Genomic DNA, 19,483 nt, shown 5'->3' on the forward strand with positions numbered 1-19,483 from the left:
GTTCTCAATGGCGAGGGGCGGGTTTGCCGTGCTTGGCGCGCAGCGGTTCGAGCAATTCAGAGAGGCCGTTGCTGTCGATTTCCTGCATCAATGCCAGCAGCCCACCCAGCTCGCCGTGGGGGAAACCTTCACGGGCAAACCAGTTCAAGTAGGGGCCGGGCAGGTCGGCGATGATCCGCCCTTTGTACTTGCCGAAGGGCATTTGGCGGGTGATCAGCAGTTCAAGTTTTTCGGGGTTCATGAAGGCTCAGGTGTTTGTATCGAGACCCTGGAAAATACAGGCATTCTGCATGAAGGCCAAATGACAGATCATGCAAATAACGTACATACAGATGGTTCAATTTATCGTAACCAATTGAAAATAAAGAATAATTTGTTTTTTGAAAACCTGGCACGGGCGCTGCAACCATTAAGACAACCTTCTCACCCGTACAAGGAATTGAAAAATGACTGACATCAATAAAGAATCGATCTCCGTACTGAACGATCTGATCGAGACCAGCATCGACGGCCAAAAGGGTTTCAAGGAGTGCGCTGAAGACATCAAGCACCCAGAACTCAAAGCCCTGTTTGCAAAGCGTTCCGCCGATTGCGCGACTGCCGCCGCCGAGCTGAAAACCGCCGTACGTGCCTTGGGCGGTGATCCGGAAGATTCCGGCAGCGTTGCCGGCGCACTGCACCGTGGCTGGGTCGACGTGAAGTCGATGCTCACCGGTAAAGATGAAGAGGCTGTACTGAACGAAGCCGAGCGCGGTGAAGACCACGCGTTGAAGGCTTACAAGGAAGCGATCGAGAAGATCAACAAGCACAACCTGCTGGGCATTCGTGACCTGGTTGAGCGCCAGTACCACGGCGTACAACGCAACCACGACCAGGTGAAGGCACTGCGTAACCAGGCTCGCGCTCAGTCGTAAGCCTTACCCAGTTACAAATGTGGGAGTGGTCTTTGTGGGAGCGGGCTTGCTCGCGAATGCGGTCTTTCAGTCACTGCTTCATTGACTGACCCAGCGCTTTCGCGAGCAAGCCCGCTCCCACACAAGCCCGCTCCCACATTCGGTTTTGTATGAATCTTTGGATCGAGATCAGCCAATGCTGATCGGCGGCAATTCCGTCAGCGTCACCACCTGCTGCTTACGCGGCGCCAGGATCTCTGCTTCGCCATCCACCACCAACTCATCCCGCTGGTTGAACACGCGAGTGGCAATGCGCACACGGAACTTCGGCAGTTTTTCGAGGATTTCCAGGCGCACGGTCAGGGTGTCGCCAATTTTCACCGGCTTCTGGAAGCTCATCTGCTGGCCGATATAGATAGTGCCCGGCCCAGGCAGTTCGCAGGCCACGGCCGCGCTGATCAGGGCGCCGCTGAACATGCCGTGGGCGATACGCTCCTTGAACATGGTCGCCTTGGCGTATTCGGCGTCCAGGTGCACCGGGTTGTGGTCACCGGACATCGCGGCGAACAGCTGGATATCGCGCTCTTCCACCAATTTGCTGTAGCTGGCGGTCTGGCCGACTTCGAGGGCTTCGTACGGGGTGTTGGTTACCTGGGTCATCTAAAGGTGCATCCTGTGGCTAATCGGTCATTTAATCGGCTGATTTTAAAGCAAAAACTACTCGCAGCGGGCCGGCCTGTGCAGGGTCAGGGCCTGGTCGAGCCACGTCAGCACATCCGCGGTGACTTCCTCGCGGTTGGTTTCGTTGAACACTTCATGGCGCGCCTGCGGGTAGATCGTCAGTTGTAGCTGCTGGCAGCCGGCCTCGCGCAGGGCGTTGGCCAGGCCTGTGAGACGCTTGCCCTCACTCACCGGATCACATTCGCCGCCGGTCACCAGGATCGGCAGGCCCGGATCGATCTGCGCGAGATTGGACGCTTTGCTGATCTGCTGCAAGCCGCCGAGCAGGTCGATCCACAGCTGGTTGGTGCAGCGGAAACCGCAGAGTGGGTCGTTGATGTACTTGTCCACCTCATCCGGGTCGCGGCTGAGCCAATCGAAGGCGGTGCGGTTGGGCTTGAACGCTTTGTTGAATGAACCGAACGACAGGAACTCGATCAGCGCACTGCGCCCACGCAAGCCCTGGCGCGCCCGCTCGATCCGCGCGATCAGCCGCGCGGCACGGTACAACGCCACCGGCTGGAAATTCGAACCGCTGAGAATCGCCCCGTCCAGGCTGGCACTGTGGTGCAGCAGGTAGGCTTGGGCGATATAGCTGCCCATGCTGTGCCCCAGCAGGATGATCGGCAGGCCCGGCTGCTGCTGGCCGATGTGCTGGTTGAGGCTGGCGAGATCGCCCACCACTTTGTTCCAGCCATCTTTTTCGGCGTACAGGCCCAGTGTGCCTTCGTCGGCGGTGCGGCCATGGCCACGTTGGTCCAGCGCGTACAAGCCGTAGCCCGCTGCACACAAGGCAGCCGCCAGGCGCGCGTAACGCCCGCTGTGCTCGGCCATGCCGTGGGACAGCATAATCATCGCCTTGGCGCGGCCTTCCGGCAGCCATTGATTGACGTACAGGCGGCTGCGGTCATTCGCGGTCAGCCAGAAGGTGCTGTGGTTCATGGCGCTTCCTTTGCTCGGGGTCGATGCAGTGTATAGCTCATCCGTTGAGGGTCGGGGTATCTGCCTGCGCATCAGAGGCAAGATTCATACAATCAATGACACGCTTTGGCATATTTGCCAGTTTGGCCATAACTGCTAACGTCCCCCAAGCTCCGCTTTATATAGCACTGCAAAAGCGGCCGGACACACTCAGGTAAGAGGACAAGAATAATGCAACCTGATTTCTGGAATGACAAACGCGCCGCAGGCGTCCCCAATGACATCGACCTCACGGCCTACAAGTCGGTGATCGAAGTCTTCGAACGTTCCTGCAAGGCCTTTGCCGACCGTCCGGCGTTCAGCAACATGGGCATCACCCTCACGTATGCCGAGCTGGAGCGCCAGAGCGCGGCGTTCGCCGGCTACCTGCAACAACACACCGACCTCAAGCCCGGCGAGCGCATCGCCGTGCAGATGCCCAACGTGCTGCATTACCCGATTGCCGTGTTCGGCGCCTTGCGCGCCGGACTGATCGTGGTCAACACCAACCCGCTGTATACCCCGCGCGAGATGCGCCACCAGTTCAAGGACGCCGGTGTGCGTGCACTGGTGTACCTCAACCTGTTCGGTTCGCGGGTGCAGGAGGTGTGCGGCGACACCGAGATCGACTACCTGATCGAAGCCAAGATGGGCGACTTCATGCCCGCCGCCAAAGGCTGGCTGATCAACACCGTGGTGGACAAGGTGAAGAAGATGGTCCCGGCCTATAGCCTGCCGCGGGCCGTTTCGTTCAAGCGCGCCTTGCGCATGGGCGCAGGCCTGGGCGTGACCCGCCATCCGGTGAGCCTGGATGATATCGCCGTGCTGCAATACACCGGCGGCACCACCGGCTTGGCCAAGGGCGCGATGCTCACCCACGGCAACCTGGTGGCGAACATGCAGCAGGCGCGGGCGTGCATGTCCCAGGTCACCGACGACGGCCAGCCACTGGTGCGCGAAGGGCAGGAAGTGATGATCGCGCCGCTGCCGCTGTACCACATCTATGCATTCACGGCGAACTGCATGTGCATGATGGTGACCGGCAACCATAACGTGCTGATTACCAACCCGCGAGACATCGGCGGCTTTATCAAGGAGCTGAAGAAGTGGCGGTTCTCCTGCCTGCTGGGCTTGAACACATTGTTTGTGGCATTGATGGACCACCCGGACTTCAAGACCCTGGACTTCTCCCACCTGAAGATCACCAACTCCGGCGGCACGGCGCTGGTCAAGGCCACGGCTGAGCGTTGGAAGGCGCTGACGGGTTGTTCCATCGGCGAGGGTTACGGGCTGACGGAAACTTCGCCGGTCGCCAGCACCAACCCCTACGGCAGCCAATCGCGGCTGGGCACCGTGGGCATCCCTGTGCCGGGCACGGCGATGAAAGTGATCGATGATGAAGGCCGCGAGCTGCCCCTGGGCGAGCGCGGCGAGCTGTGCATCAAGGGCCCGCAGGTGATGAAGGGCTACTGGCAGCAGCCGGTCGCCACCGCCGAGACCCTCGACGCCGAAGGCTGGCTCAAGACCGGTGACATTGCGGTGATCGACACCGATGGTTTTGTCAGCATTGTCGACCGCAAGAAAGACCTGATCATCGTCTCGGGTTTCAACGTGTACCCCAACGAGATCGAAGACGTGGTGATGGCGCACCCGGCGGTGGCCAACTGCGCGGTGATCGGCGTGCCGGACGAGCGCACGGGGGAGGCGGTGAAGCTGTTCGTGGTCGCGCGTGCCCAAGGGGTGAGCCTTGAGGAATTGAAGGCGTACTGCAAGACCAACTTCACGGGGTACAAAGTGCCCAAGCATATTGTGTTGCGTGAGTCGTTGCCGATGACGCCTGTAGGGAAAATCCTGCGGCGTGAGCTTCGCGACATCGCCTGAGGTAAAACGCGCTAAAAAATGTGGGAGCTGGCTTGCCTGCGATAACGGTGTTTCAGTCACTGGATGTATTGACTGATGGACTGCTATCGCAGGCAAGCCAGCTCCCACATTGTTATTTGTTGCCCTGGAAAGTGCATTCCAGAGCCTTTTTCAGGGGTATTTCAGGGTTGTTTATAGTGTGACCAAATATTGTAGGACAGTCGCGAATATGACCGTGGGGCCCGCGTTTGGCTCTAGGCGGCCCTTGGCAAAGCTGCTACTCTCGGCGCGCTTTGTGACGTCTCGGCCTGCTTGAAAGCGCCAGATTCACCTAAAAAAACATACACCAATAATAATCGCATCAAATGCGATGATGAATTCGCGTCGCTGAGGAGTGGGCTTCCATGAACGAAGACTTTTGGAAGGATAAGTACCCCGCCGGGATTGCTCCAGAGATCAATCCAGACGAGTATCCAAATATTCAGGCGGTACTGAAACAGTCCTGCCAGCGCTTCGCCAACAAACCGGCTTTCAGCAACCTGGGCAAGACAATCACCTACGGTGAGTTGTACGAACTGTCCGGCGCGTTTGCCGCGTACCTGCAACAGCATACCGACTTGAAGCCCGGCGACCGCATCGCCGTGCAGTTGCCCAACGTCCTGCAATACCCGGTCGCCGTGTTCGGTGCCATCCGGGCTGGCCTGATCGTGGTCAACACCAACCCGCTGTACACCGCGCGGGAAATGGAACACCAATTCAACGACTCCGGTGCCAAGGCCCTGGTCTGCCTGGCCAACATGGCGCACCTGGCAGAAAAGGTCGTGCCCAAGACCGCCGTCAAGCACGTGATCGTCACCGAAGTCGCCGACCTGTTGCCGCCGCTCAAGCGCTTGCTGATCAACAGCGTGATCAAGTACGTGAAGAAGATGGTCCCGGCCTATCACCTGCCAGACGCGATCAAGTTCAACGACGTGTTGGCCAAGGGTCATGGCCAACCGGTCAGCGACGCCAGCCCGGCGAGCGGCGATGTCGCGGTGCTGCAATACACCGGCGGCACCACCGGCGTGGCCAAGGGCGCGATGCTCACCCACCGCAACCTGGTCGCCAACATGTTGCAGTGCAAGGCGCTGATGGGTTCCAACCTCAACGAAGGTTGCGAGATCCTGATCACGCCGCTGCCGCTGTACCACATCTATGCGTTCACCTTTCATTGCATGGCGATGATGCTGATCGGCAACCACAACATCCTGATCAGCAACCCGCGCGACCTGCCGGCGATGGTCAAGGAACTGTCAAAGTGGAAGTTCAGCGGCTTTGTCGGCCTGAACACGCTGTTCGTGGCGTTGTGCAACAACGAGGCGTTCCGCAAGCTGGATTTCTCTGCGCTGAAAGTCACCCTGTCGGGCGGCATGGCCCTGCAACTGGCGGCCGCCGAGCGTTGGAAGGCCGTGACCGGCTGTGGCATCTGCGAAGGCTACGGCATGACCGAAACCAGCCCCGTGGCGACGGTGAACCCGATCCAGCATATCCAGGTCGGCACCATCGGCATTCCCGTGCCGTCCACCGTGTGCAAAGTCATCGCCGATGATGGCAGCGAGTTGCCGCTGGGCGAAACCGGTGAGCTGTGCGTGAAGGGCCCGCAGGTGATGAAGGGCTACTGGCAGCGCCAGGACGCCACCGACGAGATGCTCGACAGCGAAGGCTGGTTGAAGACCGGCGACATCGCGATCATCCAGCCGGACGGCTACATGCGCATTGTCGACCGCAAGAAGGACATGATCCTGGTCTCGGGCTTCAACGTGTACCCCAATGAGCTGGAAGACGTGCTGGCCGGCCTGCCGGGCGTACTGCAATGCGCGGCCATCGGTGTGCCGGATGAGAAGTCCGGTGAGATCATCAAGATTTTCATCGTGGTCAAGCCGGGCGCCACGTTGACCAAGGACCAGGTGATGGAGCACATGCGCGCCAACGTCACTGCCTACAAGGTGCCCAAGCTCGTGGAATTCCGCGATGCCTTGCCGACCACCAACGTGGGCAAGATCCTGCGACGTGAGTTGCGTGATGAAGAGCTGAAGAAGCTCGGGATCAAGAAGTAACCCAATAAAAAACCCCGCGAATGCGGGGTTTTTTAATGCCGGCTGATTGGCTTGCCTTGAAATGCAATCCAATGTGGGAGCTGGCCAATCTGCCACAGTTTTTCGACCGAGTTTTTACAGGGAAAACTGCGCGAAGCTGATGCCCGCACCGGCCGGCCGCACATCCTTCAAGAACGAATCCTTGTCTGCGCTCAGCTCCAGGGTGATCTCCGGCTTACGCTTGTTCGCATTACGCACCACCAACCCTTCGATGTGCTCACGCAGGAACACGGTCGGCACCTTCAGGTGCAGCAACTGGTCGGTCTCGGCGTTGTGCATCAACAGGTGGATCCACTCGTACTGGCCCACGCCGATACGCACCACCGGCAGGTCGAACCACCAGATGTTGCGTCGGCTGTCCAGGTCAGTGAAGTGGCAGTTGTTGACGCCGAGTACGGCACCGCCCAGTTCGGTGTTTCTGCGGGCGATGGCCTGTGCTTTATTGAGTTTCATAACCTTCCTACGGGATCTGTTATTCAGCGTTATAGCCTGAATGTGCCGGGCATTCTCGTGGGTTGGCCGCAAAACATAAAGCCAAACCTGCGCCTGGCGATGAAATGCCCATCGAAAATAATTGAAACTCTGCCGGACAGCGCCGGGTCAATCTCTAGGTAATGACCAAAACCCTTGATTGTTCTTCTGGAGAAATACCATGGGCAGCACAGCGGATAAGGCAAAAGGTTTGAAAGACGAAGCCGTCGGTAACATCAAGCAAGGCATCGGCAAAGTCACCGGCAACGACAAACTGCACGCTGAAGGCGTGGTGCAGGAAAAGAAAGGCCAGGTCGAAAAAGCCATTGGCGACACCAAGGACGCCGTCAAGAAAGCCGTCAAATAGGCGGGCACTTGAGCAGCGAAAGCGGCCATCCACGGATGGCCGTTTTTATGTCACCGGATGCAGTTAAAGTTTCGAAATTGTTTCAAGGTCGCCAAATAAGCTACCTTGATGTAGAAAACGGCCCCTGAGTCGCCCTTGAACTCAATTTTTTGCGGCGAAAGGAGACGCTATGATTTTTCCGGTCCTCAACGGCCTCAAGCTCCACAAAGTACTGGTGCGCACCGTCAAAGAGTTTGTCGATGACGAGATGTCTACCTACGCCTCGGCGTTGGCCTACCAGATGCTGTTTTCGCTGTTTCCCTTCCTGCTGTTCCTCATCGCCCTGATTGGTTTCCTGCACCTGCCCGACTTCTTCACCTGGCTGCGCTTGCAGTCGGAACTGGTGTTGCCGCCCCAGGCCCTGGAGCAGGTCAACCCGGTGATCGACCAGTTGCAGCAATCCAAGGGCGGCCTGCTCTCGGTGGGTATCGTGATTGCCCTGTGGACCGCCTCGGCCGGCGTGCGCCTGATGATGAGCGCGATGAACGCCGCCTATGACGTGGTCGAAGGCCGGCCGATCTGGAAGCGCTTTCCGCTGTCGATCTTCTACACCGTCGGCATTGCCGGCATGCTGCTGGCCGCCGCCGCGCTGATGGTGCTTGGCCCGCAAGTGATGGAATGGGTCGCCGGGCAGATTGGCATGCAAGAATTCGTGGTCACCCTGTGGACCATCCTGCGTTGGCCGCTGATCGTGATCCTGTTGATGTTCGCCGTGGCCCTCATGTACTACGTGATGCCTGATGTGAAGCAGAAATTCCGCTTTATCACCCCAGGCTCGGTGTTGGCCGTGGTGGTGTGGATCGTCGCGTCCCTGGGCTTTGGCTACTACGTGAAAACCTTCGCCGACTACAACGCCATGTATGGCAGTATCGGTGCGATCATTGTGTTGCTGCTGTACTTCTATATTTCCGCCGCCGTGTTGCTGCTGGGGGCGGAGATGAATGCGGTGATCGAACACATGTCGGCCGAAGGCAAGGCGCCGGGTGCCAAGGATTTCGATGAGCCGCCGCAGGAAAAACAACATGTCTCGGGCCTCGGCCGGGACCACTCCAAGCCCACCACTGATGAAGTCTGATCGATGATTCGTGAAATCCTGAAAATGGGCGACGAGCGCCTGCTGCGTATCGCGCCACCGGCGCCCCCGGAAATGTTCGACAGCCCCGAGCTGTGGCAATTGATCGACGACATGTTCCAGACCATGGAACACGTCGGCGGTGTTGGCCTGGCCGCGCCGCAGATCGGCGTTGACCTGCAACTGGTGATCTTTGGTTTCGAGGCCAGCGAACGCTACCCGGACGCGCCGCCGGTGCCGCAGACCATCCTGATCAACCCGCTGATCACGCCGTTGAGTCCGGTGCTGGAAGAGGGCTATGAAGGTTGCCTGTCCGTCCCCGGTTTGCGTGGGGCGGTGGACCGTTACCAGCAGATCCGCTACGAAGGTTTCGACCCCAAGGGCGAGCCGATCGTACGGATTGCCGAGGGTTTCCATGCGCGGGTGGTGCAGCACGAGTGCGATCACCTGATCGGGCGGTTGTACCCGTCGCGGATCACCGATTTCACCAAGTTCGGCTTTATCGAAGTGATGTTCCCCGACATGGACCCCACGGCTGACGAATAACCCCCAGACACAAAGCGGTTCCAAACTGTGGGAGCTGGCTTGCCTGCGATAGCGGTGGGTCAGCTACACAACTGCCAACTGAATCACCGCCATCGCAGGCAAGCCAGCTCCCACATGGGTTCCGTGTTTGGCTCTGGTTATTTCGCAGGTTTGACGAACCGCAACGTCATCCGATCCGACTCGCCAATCGCCACATACCTGGCCTTATCCTGCTCCCCCAGCCGCAACGTCGGCGGCAACGTCCACACCCCCGCCGGGTAATCCTTGGTGTCCTTCGGGTTGGCGTTCACTTCACTCTGCGCCGCCAGCTTGAACCCGGCATCGGTGGCCAGCTTCACCACCTGCGCCGTGGTCAGGTAACCCGTGTCCTTGATCGCCGCAAGATCCGCCCCGTCCTTGGCACGGTGATCTTCCACCCCCAGCACGCCACCCGGTTTCAACACGGTGTAAAACGCACTGAACGTGGCCGGCGCGGTGCCTGCTTCCACCCAGTTATGCACATTGCGAAAGGTCAACACCGCATCCGCCGAACCCGGCTGGCCAAACACCGGCGCCTTGGGATCGAACTCGACCACCTGTGCCTTGCCATATCGAGCCGGGTCCGCCGCAAACTTCTTCTTCAGGTTTTCTTCGGACGTACGCGCGTAGGCACTGCTGCTCGCGGCTTGTACGGCAGCGACATAGTGCCCGTGATCGTTGAGCAACGGCGCCAGCAGTTCGCTGTACCAACCGCCGCCGGGGGTGATCTCGATCACCGTCTGTTTGCCGCCCAGGCCGAAAAACGCCAGGGTCTGCTGCGGGTGGCGATACCCGTCGCGGGCGCTGTTGGCCGGGTCGCGCCAATTGCCGGCGAGCACGCTGGCGTACTGCTGGGCGCTGATGGGCGCGTCTGCGGCCTGGCTGAAAGTCGGGAGGAGGAGGGCGGTAAGGGACAGCGCTGCAAACGTCGTTTTCATGATCATCCGAAAAGTGGGCCACTGTGCCGCCGAGGCTAGCATGGGCCCTCGATCGGCCGATCACACATTATCCGCGGTCGACCTCACCAAACGTTCTAAGCCCATGGCGATCATCGGCTTGTTGCGCTTGTAGCGCACCAGCCGTTCGCTGAGGGATTGGGGCAGCAACGTGTCCTGGGTAAAACCCATGCGCTGATACAACCCCTCCAGATCGGGATGGCACAACAGCCACAGCGTGCCTTCGCCATCCGCTGCCGCCGCATGAATCAACTTCGCCGCCAAGCCCTGGCCGCGATACGCCGGGTCGACAAACACCCCGGTCAACCACTGCCCGCCCACGACGGGCGTCAGGCACAGGCCGGCGACGATCTCGCCATCGCGTGCGACCCACAAACGCCCACCCTTGAGCGCCTTCATCGACGAATTGTGGCTGCGATAAAACTTGTTCAGCAGCGGCCACAGGGGCTCTGCCAGCAGATCGATGGTCAACTCGGGCATGGTGTTCAGGAGGCGTGAGAAAGGGGCGCGATTATAAGCGCCTTCTACCGGGCAATAGGTGGTATACCCACTGTTACATTCACTGTCAGTGGAGCATGCATCATGGCCAAAGGTATGGATTCAAAGAAAGCCGCGAAGAAAAAACCGGCAAAGACCGCCGATGAAAAACGCGCCGACAAGAAAGCCAAGAAGTCCGAGAGCGGCTTGTTCGGCCATTGAGTTCCAAGCTTAGAACCAAATGATCTGCAAGATTTTCCCGCGTCACGGCACAGAGCAGGAAACACCTGCTCTGAGCTGACGATGGCCCACTACCTTGACCCGACCCACCGCCAGGAAATCCAAGCCCTGGCGCAAAGCTTCACCGCCAAGACCGAATGGCCGACCTGGCTGCTGCTGATCGGCGTGTATGCCGGCTGGTTTGCCGTGATCCTTGGCAGCCATTGGCTGGGCCTGTGGCTGAGCACGCTGTTGCTGATCCCGCTGGTGACCCTGTGGTTATCGGTGCAGCACGAATTGCTCCACGGCCATCCAACCCGCTCGCTGCTGCTCAACAAACTCCTCGGTTACGCCCCGTTCGCCGTCTGGTATCCCTACACCCTGTACCGCGACAGCCACCTGCTGCACCACAACGACGAAGACCTGACCCTGCCGGGCATCGACCCGGAAAGCCGCTACCTCAACCAACAGCAGTGGGCCACCAGCTCGCTGTTCGAACGCGGCGTACATTGGTTGACCAAGACGCTGCTCGGTCGCTTCCTGTTGGCGCCGCCGTTGGCGATAGCGCAGCTGGCGCGCCATGAATGGCAGCGCCTACCCCTGGCCTGGCCGATGTGGCTGACCCATGGCGCCATTACCGTGCTGATGCTGGTGTTCATCGCCCATTACAGCGCGCTGTCGGTATGGCATTACGTGCTGCTGGTCAGCGTGCCGGCGCTGTCCCTGGCGTCGATCCGTTCCTACTACGAACATCGCCCGCACCCGCAAGCCGAGCAACGTACCGTGCTTAACGAAGCGGCCTGGCCCTGGTCCTGGTTGTTCCTCAATAACAACCTGCACCTGGTGCACCACGACTTGCCGAAGCTGCCCTGGTATTTTCTGCCCACGGTCTACCGTGCCCGCCGCGAGCAATGGCTGGCGCGCAGCGGTGGTTTCCTGGTGCAGGGCTACGGGCAGTTGATCAGCCGCCACGCCCTCAAGGCCATCGACAGTCCGCGCCACCCTTTTGCGTGAGAGACGAGCATGAGTGAGCACTACGCCGAGTTGCTGATGTATGTAGCGCCCGAGCAAATCCAACACGCCAACCAACAGTGGCTGGCGCGTATCTTCGAACGGCTGGATCTGAACCGTCGCCACGCCGATCATCTGAACCTGCACAGCCTGTGGCTTGCCCCCGAACTGCTCGTGAGCCAAACCTGCGGCTACCCGCTGATGACCCAACTGCGCGGCCAGGTCCGCGTCATTGGCCGTCCCCGTTATGAACTGGCCCACAGCAGCCAGGGCGAACATTGCAGCCTGCTGCTGACCCGCGCCGACAACCCGCGCAGCACCTTGGCCGATTTCTACAACAGCCGTGGCGTGATCAACGGCCACGACTCCAACAGCGGCATGAACCTGCTGCGCGAACGCTTGGCCCCTTGGCAACGCGACGGCCGTTTCTTTGCCAGCGTCGCCATCAGCGGCGCGCATCGCGAGAGTCTGCGCTGGCTGCGGGAAAACCGCGTCGACCTCGCCGCCATCGACAGCGTCACCTATGACTACCTCGCGCGTTTCGCCCCTGACGAAGTGGCGGGGTTGCGCCTCGTCACCCGCAGCGCGCCAAGCCCGACGTTGCCCTACATCGGTCCGCTGGGCTTGAGCGATGCGCAGGTCGCAAGGATTCGTGAGGCGATGAACCTGGCGTTGCAGGATTTGCCGCAGGTCGTGGAAAGCCTGGGTGTCCGGGAAGTCCTGCCAGCCAGCGAAGACGACTATCAAGTGCTTCTGGACTACCAGCAGCAAGCCGCCAGTGCCGGCTACTCGGTGCTTGAATAAGGTTATATAAAAATACCTTTTAAATATTATTAAAGCATAAGCAGCCTTGCTAGGATCGCCCCACCGGAACACCGGACATAACGCGCAACCTACTCAGATGGAGCCACTATGTCCGGCGCCGACAGTTCTCACAGCGATTACGTGGGCGGCTTGTTCCGCAGCCATTACGACTGGCTGTGCGGCCGCCTGCACCGCCACCTCGATTCCCGCGCCCATGCCGAAGACATTGCGGCCGACACGTTCGTCCAACTGCTGACGTCGCCGGACCGGCTGCCGATCCGCCAGCCCCGCGCCTTGCTCACCACCATCGCCCAGCGCCTGATGTACCAGCTGTGGCGCCGCCGTGACTTGGAGCGCGGCTACCTGGATGCCCTCGATATCGACACGACCTGTACCGCCTCGTCCCCCGAGGACCTGGCGCAAATGCTCGAAGCGCTGCAAGCGATCGACCAACTGCTTGACCGTTTGCCGGCCAAGGTCAAGGCGACCTTCCTGCTGTCGCGGCTCCATGGCCTGACCTACCCGCAAATCGCCGCTGAATTGGGGATTTCCCAGCGTTCGGTGAGCGACTACATGGCCCGGGTCTTCACCCGCCAACAATCATCAATATGAGCGTCTACATGAAAAACCTGAAAAACCTGCTGGGTGGCTCGCTGCTCGCACTGACGCTATTGGCCCCGCCGACACACGCCGCCGCGCCGATTCACTTCGGCGACATCACGTGGGAAAGCGGCAGCCTGATCACCGAAGTCCTGCGCCTGATCGTCGAAAAAGGCTACGACCTGCCCACCGATACCTTACCCGGCAGCACCGTAAGCCTCGAAGCCGCCCTGGCCAAGGACGATATCCAGGTGATCGGCGAAGAATGGGCCGGGCGCAGTCCGGCGTGGGTCAAGGCTGAAAGCGAAGGCAAGGTGTTTGGCCTGGGTGACACGGTCAAAGGCGCCACGGAAGGTTGGTGGGTGCCCGAATATGTGATCAAAGGCGACGCGGCACGTGGCATCAAGCCCCTCGCGCCGGATCTCAAGTCGGTGGCCGACCTTGCGCGCTATAAAGACGTGTTCCGCGACCCCGAAGACCCGAGCCGCGGGCGCTTCCTCAACAGCCCCACCGGCTGGACCTCGGAGATCGTCAACAGCCAGAAGATCAAGGCGTACGGCCTGACCGACAGTTTCGTCAACTTCCGCACCGGCTCCGGCGCGGCGCTGGATGCGGAAGTGGCCTCGTCGATCCGGCGCGGCAAGCCGGTATTGTTCTACTACTGGTCGCCGACGCCGCTGCTGGGGCGCTTCAAGTTGATCAAACTGGAAGAACCGGCGTTCAACGCCGACGCCTGGAAGACCCTGGCCGACGCGAAAAATCCCAACCCCATCGGCACCCGCTCAATGCCGGCGCAGCTGGCGATTGGCGTGTCGGCGCCATTCAAGGCGCAGTATCCGCAGCTGGTGAGTGTCTTTGAAAAGGTCGACCTGCCGATTGATCTGCTCAACGGCATCCTCGCGGACATGAGCGAGAAACGCACACCGCCGCGCCAGGTGGCCTTGGCGTTTCTCAAGGAGCAGCCGCAGGTGTGGCAGCAGTGGGTGCCGGTTGAGGTGGCAGCCAAGGTCAACGCTGCGCTCTAAACCAACACAGGTCAAATGTGGGAGCGAGCAAGCCCGCTCCCACATTTTGATCGCATTTCAGCTTATTGGCTCTCAGCAGCCAATGCCGTCGTCACCGCCGCACGCTCACCCACCCGTTGTTGAAACGCCGCCAACGCCGGCCATTCGCCCAGGTCAATATCGTGGAAAGCCGCCCAGCGCAGCACCACGAACAAATACGCATCCGCCACCGAATACTGCGCACCCAGAAGATAAACCTGGCGTTCCAACGTCTGCTCCAAAACCGCCAACCGCTTGAACAGCGTGGCCTGGAACATCGCCCGCACTTCGCCCTGGATCGCCTCGTTGAAGAACACCGCCAGCCCGCCGTGAATCTCGGTGGCAATAAAATTCAGCCATTCCTGCAAACGCACGCGCGCCCAGCTGCCATTGGCCGGGGCCAGGCCGGCGGCGGGTTTGAGGTCGGCCAGGTATTGCAGGATCGCACTGGCTTCGGTCAGGACCTCACCGTTATCCAGTTGCAGCGCCGCCACATAGCCCTTGGGGTTGATCTGCAGGAAGTCTTCGCCATTGGCTGTGGTTTTCGCTTGGTTATCCACCCGCACCAGCGCGAACGGCAGCGCCAATTCCCGCAGGACGATATGCGGTGCCAGGGAACAGGCGTGTGGGAAGTAATACAGTTTCATCGGGGGCAGCTCCAGGGGATTTGCGCCAGTCTCGCGGCCATGGCACCGTGGGTAAAATTAAACCTTCAGTCCCTGCCATAAGGACAGCTACTGCCATGATGAACCTGATGCACTGGCGCTTGCTGGTGGCCGTTGCCGATCACGGCAACATCACCGCCGCCGCCGAGCGCGTGGGCATGACCCAGTCTGCCGCCAGCCAGGCCATGGCCGGCATGGAGGCCACCTTGGGGGCGCAGCTGTTTACCCGCGCGCCGCGCAAGACCTTGCCCACGGCGCTGGGGCTGAGTGTGATCGAGCAGGCGCGGGTGATGCTTGGCGCCTTGCAGGCCATTCGCAGCACCGTGGACGACGCCAAGCCCATGTTGCGTGGGAGTATTCGCATCGCCAGTTTTCCCATGGTGTTGGCGACGTTTCTGACGCCGCTGTTGCAGCGTTTCGCTCAGCTGTACCCAGGCATCGAAGTCACCACCCTGGAAGTCACCGACAACGAAGTGAACACCTTGCTCGACGCCGGCCTGATCGACCTCGGCGTGGTGCTCAACCCCAAGCCCGAGCGCAATGCCACGGTGCTGGGGCGTGACAACTGGCTGGCGGTGTTGCCGCAGCAACATGCGCTGGCGCAACGGCCGGCCGACGCCACGCTGACGCTGGAAGAGTTGTTGCAGCAACCTTTTGTGCTGGCCACGGGCGGCTGCACTGCCAACGCCCGCAGCGTAGGCGCCGAGGCCGGGCTGACCCTGGCGGATATCCGCGTGGAAGTGCGCGAGTGGAGCAGCGCCTTCAGCCTGGTGCGTGAAGGCGTTGGCGTGACCCTGGTGCCGGAAATGACCCTGCCGGCCCAGCGCCAGGGCCTGCGCGTGATGCCGCTGGCCGTTCCGGTGCACCGCGAATTCTCCTTGGTGGCCTCGCAAACCTGCCCGCCATCACCTGCCGCCCATGCACTGTTAAAAATGCTGGCTGACTAGTGGCCTTGCATAGCGCCAAGCCCTGTCTATGCTCACCCAGAACCGTGATGACGCTTGGCATATAAAGCGATTCGGATGGTTGTTTCCCATGCAAGGTTTGCCAGCAGTATCCAACTGACGAATGGAATGCGCCGACAGGCGCCGGGAATCAAGGGTGATCTGACCATGTTCAACCGCCATCACAAATCCGACCTGCAAGAAATCGAACGTTTCTCCTGCGCCCTTACCGAAGCCAACGCCAAACTCGCCGCCATCAGCCGTTCCATGGCGATGATCGAGTTTGACCGCAATGGCGTGATCCTCGATGCCAACGACAACTTCTGCAAAACCATGGGCTACAGCGCCGAGGAGATTCGCGGCAAACATCATCGGATCTTTTGCGAGGAGGCCTACACCCACAGCGAGCCCTACGCCAAGCTCTGGCGCGACCTGGCCCGGGGCGAGGCCATCAGCGGCACCTTTATGCGCCTGAACAAGCGCGGCCAGGAAGTGTGGCTCGAAGCCAGCTACATGCCCGTGCTGGACAGCGACAAGCAGGTGCAGAGCGTGATCAAGGTGGCGTCGGATATTTCCGCGCGGGTTCACCATGAACACGAAAACCAAAGCCTGATCGATGCCATCGGCCGCTCCATGGCGGTAATCGAGTTCACCCCGCAGGGGCAGATCCTCAACGCCAACGACAACTTCCTGCGCACCGTGCAGTACTCACTGGACGAAATCATCGGCCAGCACCACAGCATGTTCTGCCATCGCAGCGAAGTGGATTCGCCGGCCTACAAGGCGTTCTGGGCTTCTCTTAATCGCGGCGAATATCATTCCCACCGCTTTGAGCGCAGAAACAAACACGGCAAGACGCTGTTTCTGGAAGCGTCCTACAACCCGATCTTCGACACCAATGGCCGTTTGTACAAAGTAGTGAAGTTTGCCAGCGACATCACCGACCAGGTCACCACCCTGCGTAACGCTGCCGATTCAGCCCACGCCACCTCGGTACAAAACGACGCCTGCGCGCGCAAGGGCTCGGAGGTGGTGCAGCAAACCGTGCAGATCATCGAAGAAATTTCCCACGACTTGAACCAGGCGGCGCAAAGCATCGACGCGGTGAGCAAGCAGTCGGACATCATCGGCGCCATTGTGCAGACCATCCGCAGCATCGCCGAGCAAACCAACATGCTCGCGCTCAACGCGGCCATCGAAGCGGCGCGCGCCGGCGAGCATGGGCGCGGTTTTGCGGTGGTGGCTGACGAGGTGCGCAGCCTCGCGGCCAGGACCAGCCAGGCGACGGTGGAGATTGTCGATGTGGTGCGCAAGAACCACGATCTGTCGCTGAGTGCGGTGTCGAGCATGCAGTCGAGCTTGAGCCGCACGGGGCTGGGGGTGGAACTGGCGAACGAGGCGGGGCAGGTGATCCTGGAGATTCAGGAAGGGTCCAAGCATGTGGTGGATGCGATCAGTCAGTTCAATTCCACGTTACAACTGCAGTAACCCGATCAATGTGGGAGCTGGCTCCCACAAAAAGCCAGCTTTCACATTTTAATCGGCGGTGGTTGTTTAGATCGCCGCCAGGGTCGCTTTCACCGCCTGCGCCGGGTCAGTGGCCTTCGCGACGACCTGTTGCTCTTGCTGCTGCTTCACGCGCTCCGCCACTTGCTTGCTGATCGCGTCCTGCTTTTCCTGGGACATGCCCTGCACATCCGCCTCGGTCAAGCCTTGTTCCTTGAGCAATTGCTCGCGGATGCGCTCGGCCGGGGATTTGCTCATGTAGTCGGTGAATTCTGCGCTGGCCGAAGACGTGGCGTTGACCGCTGGCACATCCGTGGTGCTGGCTTGCAACTGCACGCGGGTCTTGGCGAAGGCTTCGTCGATGCGGTCGGCGGCCTTGTCCAGTTCTTTCTGCGTGGCCGGCACGGTTACGCTTTGCTGCGCCGCTTGCAGGGCACCGCTGTACAGCGCGCTGGCGGCGGCGTTGGCCGGGTCCATGTCGGAGCGCTTGAGCTGCTGCACGGTGGTCACGGCTTGGGTGTTGTTGTTAACCAGCATGATCGGTCACCTGGGGGAATGTCTGTGTGCCACAGGTGGAGCAAATAGCGTGCCGGGTGTGAAACCCCCGGTTTCATTGGGGATGGTGCGGTGATTGCGGCAACGGTTGGCCTGTTGGCGGCCAACCGTTGCCGTCGGTGCCTCAGTAGGTGATCGGGATTTCAAATGTCTGGAACGCATCATCCTGCGGCTGATAACCCAACACCCGCGTGGTTTCGCTCAAGTCCAGGCGCTTGAAGCGGTTGTTGGAGATGCCATGGGCGATCAGGTGCTTCACGCCTTCGGCTTCCACCGAGCGTTGCAGCAGCTGCACCGCATCGCGCGGGCTGAGCCAGGCGCTGAGGTCGCGGGCGTTGTTGAGGTCGTGGGTTTCGACGAACTCGAAGGCGCCGATGCGCAGGGCAATCGTCGAGAGCGGGGTTTTCGCCGCGTAGTAGGCGCACAGCGCCTCGCCGTAGCATTTGCTTACGCCATAAAGGTTGGCGGGCATCACCGGCATGCCGGGAACGATCTGGCGGTCCACCGGGTAACCTTCGATGGTCTGCGCGCTGCTGGCGAAGACCAGACGCTTGACCCCGGCGGCCACGGCGGCTTCGAACAGGTAGGTGGTGGCGAGGATATTGTTCGGCAGCAATTCCTCGAACGAGGCGCTGGCGTGGGGGATGCCCGACAGGTGCACGATCACGTCGATACCGTCCAGCAGCGCCGCCAGGCCGGTTTTGTCGCTGAGATCGGCGTGTACGAAACGGTGTTCGCCGAGGGCAAAATCCGGCGTGATGCGGTCGGTCAGGGTGAAGCGGTAGCGGTCTTTGGAGGCGTCGAAAAACGTCTTGCCGATTCTGCCGCAAGCGCCGGTGAGCAGTACGTTGAGTCCTTTCACGGTGTTGTCCTTGTTTTAGTTATGGCCGTCGAGGGCGAAGGCCTGGAAACCTGGGCGCTGGCTGAGGCGCTGGTAATACGCCTCGACCGCCGGATAGGGCGGATGCTCCAGGGGGGCGTTGCGCCAGCGGTGCACCGAGAGGCCAACGAGGATATCGGCCAGGGTAAATTCATTGCCGGCCACATAGGCGCCAGTCTTGGTCAGCTGTTGTTCGAGCAGGCCCATCTTGCTGTTCCAGGCTTGCACGCCGGCCTGGATGCGCTGTGGGTCCTGGTAGTCGGGGTTTTGCCGCACCAACGCATGAAAGGCGTAGCCCCAGGATGGGTTGAGCTCGGTGGCTTGCCAATCCATCCATTGCTCGACGCGCGCCCGTGGTGCGGGGTCGGCGGGCAACAGGTCATGGCGCTCGTAGAGGCCGACGAGGTAACGGCAAATGGTGTTGGATTCCCACAGCACGCCGTGATCGTCGATCAGCACGGGCACCTGGGCGTTGGGGTTCAGGGCGAGGAACTCGGGGGATTGGGTGGGGGTGTAGCCGATGCCCCAGTCTTCGCGGTGGTAGTCGATGCCGAGTTCCTGGCAGGTCCACAGCACTTTGCGCACGTTGATGGAGGAGGTGCGGCCCAAGATTTTCAGAGAGTGTCCCATGGTGCTTTCCTTGCGGTGGAGAGCAGCCAATCTAGCAGGGGTAGGAGCCGACCGCGATATTTCCAAGTGGGCACGGTAAAAAAGATGTGGGAGCTGGCTTGCCTGCGATAGC

Annotated in this window: 22 protein-coding genes; 12 read left to right on the plus strand and 10 right to left on the minus strand. The window is 60.5% G+C overall.

From position 1 onward, the window contains the following. Positions 1 to 4 precede the first annotated feature (4 nt). The gene (locus tag J1G37_RS07250; protein WP_076949988.1) at positions 5 to 241 is read right to left on the minus strand and encodes a DUF3820 family protein; all 237 of its coding nucleotides are present in this window, start codon (positions 239 to 241) and stop codon (positions 5 to 7) included. Between the two features lie 205 nt (positions 242 to 446). On the opposite strand from J1G37_RS07250, the gene J1G37_RS07255 reads away from it, so the two are divergent. After that, the gene (locus J1G37_RS07255; RefSeq protein ID WP_010208206.1) at positions 447 to 914 is read left to right on the plus strand and encodes a PA2169 family four-helix-bundle protein; all 468 of its coding nucleotides are present in this window, start codon (positions 447 to 449) and stop codon (positions 912 to 914) included. Positions 915 to 1,082: 168 nt separating this feature from the next. Here the strand turns inward: J1G37_RS07255 and J1G37_RS07260 are convergent, their stop codons facing one another. Next, on the minus strand, positions 1,083 to 1,553 hold the full coding sequence (locus J1G37_RS07260) for a MaoC family dehydratase (protein WP_010208208.1): 471 nt from the start codon (positions 1,551 to 1,553) through the stop codon (positions 1,083 to 1,085). Between the two features lie 57 nt (positions 1,554 to 1,610). Next, entirely contained in the window at positions 1,611 to 2,555 is a 945-nt protein-coding gene (locus J1G37_RS07265; protein ID WP_207040735.1) for an alpha/beta hydrolase, read from the minus strand. Positions 2,556 to 2,765: 210 nt separating this feature from the next. On the opposite strand from J1G37_RS07265, the gene fadD2 reads away from it, so the two are divergent. Then, positions 2,766 to 4,454 (plus strand): long-chain-fatty-acid--CoA ligase FadD2, encoded by a 1,689-nt coding sequence (fadD2, locus tag J1G37_RS07270; protein ID WP_207040737.1) that lies wholly within the window; start codon positions 2,766 to 2,768, stop codon positions 4,452 to 4,454. 383 nt (positions 4,455 to 4,837) lie between these two features. After that, positions 4,838 to 6,529, plus strand: coding sequence for a long-chain-fatty-acid--CoA ligase FadD1 (gene fadD1 / locus J1G37_RS07275; RefSeq protein WP_207040739.1), 1,692 nt, complete (start codon positions 4,838 to 4,840; stop codon positions 6,527 to 6,529). Between the two features lie 114 nt (positions 6,530 to 6,643). Here fadD1 and J1G37_RS07280 read toward each other — a convergent pair whose 3' ends face one another. Continuing rightward, positions 6,644 to 7,021: a hypothetical protein gene (locus J1G37_RS07280; RefSeq protein WP_207040741.1), complete on the minus strand. Its 378-nt coding sequence runs from the start codon at positions 7,019 to 7,021 to the stop codon at positions 6,644 to 6,646. Between the two features lie 199 nt (positions 7,022 to 7,220). Between J1G37_RS07280 and J1G37_RS07285 the strand changes: the two genes are divergently transcribed. From J1G37_RS07285 to def, 3 genes are all read left to right on the plus strand, one after another. Continuing rightward, a complete protein-coding gene (locus J1G37_RS07285) occupies positions 7,221 to 7,406 on the plus strand; it encodes a CsbD family protein (RefSeq protein ID WP_017735670.1) in 186 nt (61 codons plus the stop codon). A 169-nt stretch (positions 7,407 to 7,575) separates the two neighbouring features. Next, the gene (locus J1G37_RS07290) at positions 7,576 to 8,520 is read left to right on the plus strand and encodes a YihY/virulence factor BrkB family protein (RefSeq protein ID WP_207040743.1); all 945 of its coding nucleotides are present in this window, start codon (positions 7,576 to 7,578) and stop codon (positions 8,518 to 8,520) included. A gap of 3 nt (positions 8,521 to 8,523) precedes the next feature. Next, positions 8,524 to 9,063, plus strand: a complete 540-nt coding sequence (gene def / locus J1G37_RS07295; protein ID WP_207040745.1) for a peptide deformylase — start codon at positions 8,524 to 8,526, stop codon at positions 9,061 to 9,063. A 137-nt stretch (positions 9,064 to 9,200) separates the two neighbouring features. Here def and J1G37_RS07300 read toward each other — a convergent pair whose 3' ends face one another. Both J1G37_RS07300 and J1G37_RS07305 read right to left on the minus strand, forming a co-directional pair. Continuing rightward, positions 9,201 to 10,019: a class I SAM-dependent methyltransferase gene (locus tag J1G37_RS07300; RefSeq protein WP_207040747.1), complete on the minus strand. Its 819-nt coding sequence runs from the start codon at positions 10,017 to 10,019 to the stop codon at positions 9,201 to 9,203. 60 nt (positions 10,020 to 10,079) lie between these two features. After that, positions 10,080 to 10,517, minus strand: coding sequence for a GNAT family N-acetyltransferase (locus J1G37_RS07305; RefSeq protein WP_207040749.1), 438 nt, complete (start codon positions 10,515 to 10,517; stop codon positions 10,080 to 10,082). A gap of 300 nt (positions 10,518 to 10,817) precedes the next feature. Between J1G37_RS07305 and J1G37_RS07310 the strand changes: the two genes are divergently transcribed. The 4 genes from J1G37_RS07310 (at position 10,818) to J1G37_RS07325 (ending at position 14,173) form a co-directional block, all read left to right on the plus strand. Beyond that, the gene (locus tag J1G37_RS07310) at positions 10,818 to 11,747 is read left to right on the plus strand and encodes a fatty acid desaturase (protein ID WP_207040751.1); all 930 of its coding nucleotides are present in this window, start codon (positions 10,818 to 10,820) and stop codon (positions 11,745 to 11,747) included. 9 nt (positions 11,748 to 11,756) lie between these two features. Further along, complete coding sequence (locus J1G37_RS07315) at positions 11,757 to 12,548, plus strand: PhnD/SsuA/transferrin family substrate-binding protein (protein ID WP_207040753.1); 792 nt, start codon at positions 11,757 to 11,759, stop codon at positions 12,546 to 12,548. 108 nt (positions 12,549 to 12,656) lie between these two features. After that, positions 12,657 to 13,160, plus strand: a complete 504-nt coding sequence (locus tag J1G37_RS07320) for a sigma-70 family RNA polymerase sigma factor (RefSeq protein ID WP_207040755.1) — start codon at positions 12,657 to 12,659, stop codon at positions 13,158 to 13,160. 8 nt (positions 13,161 to 13,168) lie between these two features. Next, positions 13,169 to 14,173 (plus strand): ABC transporter substrate-binding protein, encoded by a 1,005-nt coding sequence (locus J1G37_RS07325; RefSeq protein WP_207040757.1) that lies wholly within the window; start codon positions 13,169 to 13,171, stop codon positions 14,171 to 14,173. A 62-nt stretch (positions 14,174 to 14,235) separates the two neighbouring features. Here the strand turns inward: J1G37_RS07325 and gstA are convergent, their stop codons facing one another. Beyond that, positions 14,236 to 14,838 carry a glutathione transferase GstA gene (gene gstA, locus J1G37_RS07330; protein WP_207040759.1) on the minus strand — a complete coding sequence of 201 codons (603 nt, stop codon included), beginning with the start codon at positions 14,836 to 14,838 and terminating at the stop codon, positions 14,236 to 14,238. A gap of 95 nt (positions 14,839 to 14,933) precedes the next feature. Between gstA and J1G37_RS07335 the strand changes: the two genes are divergently transcribed. Both J1G37_RS07335 and J1G37_RS07340 read left to right on the plus strand, forming a co-directional pair. Then, positions 14,934 to 15,803 carry a LysR family transcriptional regulator gene (locus tag J1G37_RS07335; protein ID WP_207040761.1) on the plus strand — a complete coding sequence of 290 codons (870 nt, stop codon included), beginning with the start codon at positions 14,934 to 14,936 and terminating at the stop codon, positions 15,801 to 15,803. A gap of 165 nt (positions 15,804 to 15,968) precedes the next feature. Continuing rightward, a complete protein-coding gene (locus J1G37_RS07340) occupies positions 15,969 to 17,288 on the plus strand; it encodes a PAS domain-containing methyl-accepting chemotaxis protein (RefSeq protein WP_207040763.1) in 1,320 nt (439 codons plus the stop codon). Positions 17,289 to 17,354: 66 nt separating this feature from the next. Here the strand turns inward: J1G37_RS07340 and J1G37_RS07345 are convergent, their stop codons facing one another. The 3 genes from J1G37_RS07345 to J1G37_RS07355 all read right to left on the minus strand — a co-directional run bounded on the left by J1G37_RS07345 (position 17,355) and on the right by J1G37_RS07355 (position 19,371). Then, positions 17,355 to 17,843, minus strand: a complete 489-nt coding sequence (locus tag J1G37_RS07345; protein ID WP_207040766.1) for a hypothetical protein — start codon at positions 17,841 to 17,843, stop codon at positions 17,355 to 17,357. 142 nt (positions 17,844 to 17,985) lie between these two features. Then, positions 17,986 to 18,723 carry an NAD(P)-dependent oxidoreductase gene (locus tag J1G37_RS07350; RefSeq protein WP_207040767.1) on the minus strand — a complete coding sequence of 246 codons (738 nt, stop codon included), beginning with the start codon at positions 18,721 to 18,723 and terminating at the stop codon, positions 17,986 to 17,988. A gap of 15 nt (positions 18,724 to 18,738) precedes the next feature. Further along, on the minus strand, positions 18,739 to 19,371 hold the full coding sequence (locus J1G37_RS07355; RefSeq protein ID WP_207040769.1) for a glutathione S-transferase: 633 nt from the start codon (positions 19,369 to 19,371) through the stop codon (positions 18,739 to 18,741). Positions 19,372 to 19,483: the final 112 nt, after the last annotated feature.

The organism is Pseudomonas sp. Marseille-Q1929, from assembly GCF_017316265.1.
GTDB lineage: Bacteria > Pseudomonadota > Gammaproteobacteria > Pseudomonadales > Pseudomonadaceae > Aquipseudomonas.

Coding starts and splice junctions, on each gene's coding strand:
- J1G37_RS07250 (WP_076949988.1), bottom strand. CDS start 241: ATGAACCCCGAAAAACTTGAACTGCTGATCACCCGCCAAATGCCCTTC.
- J1G37_RS07255 (WP_010208206.1), top strand. CDS start 447: ATGACTGACATCAATAAAGAATCGATCTCCGTACTGAACGATCTGATC.
- J1G37_RS07260 (WP_010208208.1), bottom strand. CDS start 1,553: ATGACCCAGGTAACCAACACCCCGTACGAAGCCCTCGAAGTCGGCCAG.
- J1G37_RS07265 (WP_207040735.1), bottom strand. CDS start 2,555: ATGAACCACAGCACCTTCTGGCTGACCGCGAATGACCGCAGCCGCCTG.
- fadD2 (WP_207040737.1), top strand. CDS start 2,766: ATGCAACCTGATTTCTGGAATGACAAACGCGCCGCAGGCGTCCCCAAT.
- fadD1 (WP_207040739.1), top strand. CDS start 4,838: ATGAACGAAGACTTTTGGAAGGATAAGTACCCCGCCGGGATTGCTCCA.
- J1G37_RS07280 (WP_207040741.1), bottom strand. CDS start 7,021: ATGAAACTCAATAAAGCACAGGCCATCGCCCGCAGAAACACCGAACTG.
- J1G37_RS07285 (WP_017735670.1), top strand. CDS start 7,221: ATGGGCAGCACAGCGGATAAGGCAAAAGGTTTGAAAGACGAAGCCGTC.
- J1G37_RS07290 (WP_207040743.1), top strand. CDS start 7,576: ATGATTTTTCCGGTCCTCAACGGCCTCAAGCTCCACAAAGTACTGGTG.
- def (WP_207040745.1), top strand. CDS start 8,524: ATGATTCGTGAAATCCTGAAAATGGGCGACGAGCGCCTGCTGCGTATC.
- J1G37_RS07300 (WP_207040747.1), bottom strand. CDS start 10,019: ATGAAAACGACGTTTGCAGCGCTGTCCCTTACCGCCCTCCTCCTCCCG.
- J1G37_RS07305 (WP_207040749.1), bottom strand. CDS start 10,517: ATGCCCGAGTTGACCATCGATCTGCTGGCAGAGCCCCTGTGGCCGCTG.
- J1G37_RS07310 (WP_207040751.1), top strand. CDS start 10,818: ATGGCCCACTACCTTGACCCGACCCACCGCCAGGAAATCCAAGCCCTG.
- J1G37_RS07315 (WP_207040753.1), top strand. CDS start 11,757: ATGAGTGAGCACTACGCCGAGTTGCTGATGTATGTAGCGCCCGAGCAA.
- J1G37_RS07320 (WP_207040755.1), top strand. CDS start 12,657: ATGTCCGGCGCCGACAGTTCTCACAGCGATTACGTGGGCGGCTTGTTC.
- J1G37_RS07325 (WP_207040757.1), top strand. CDS start 13,169: ATGAAAAACCTGAAAAACCTGCTGGGTGGCTCGCTGCTCGCACTGACG.
- gstA (WP_207040759.1), bottom strand. CDS start 14,838: ATGAAACTGTATTACTTCCCACACGCCTGTTCCCTGGCACCGCATATC.
- J1G37_RS07335 (WP_207040761.1), top strand. CDS start 14,934: ATGATGAACCTGATGCACTGGCGCTTGCTGGTGGCCGTTGCCGATCAC.
- J1G37_RS07340 (WP_207040763.1), top strand. CDS start 15,969: ATGTTCAACCGCCATCACAAATCCGACCTGCAAGAAATCGAACGTTTC.
- J1G37_RS07345 (WP_207040766.1), bottom strand. CDS start 17,843: ATGCTGGTTAACAACAACACCCAAGCCGTGACCACCGTGCAGCAGCTC.
- J1G37_RS07355 (WP_207040769.1), bottom strand. CDS start 19,371: ATGGGACACTCTCTGAAAATCTTGGGCCGCACCTCCTCCATCAACGTG.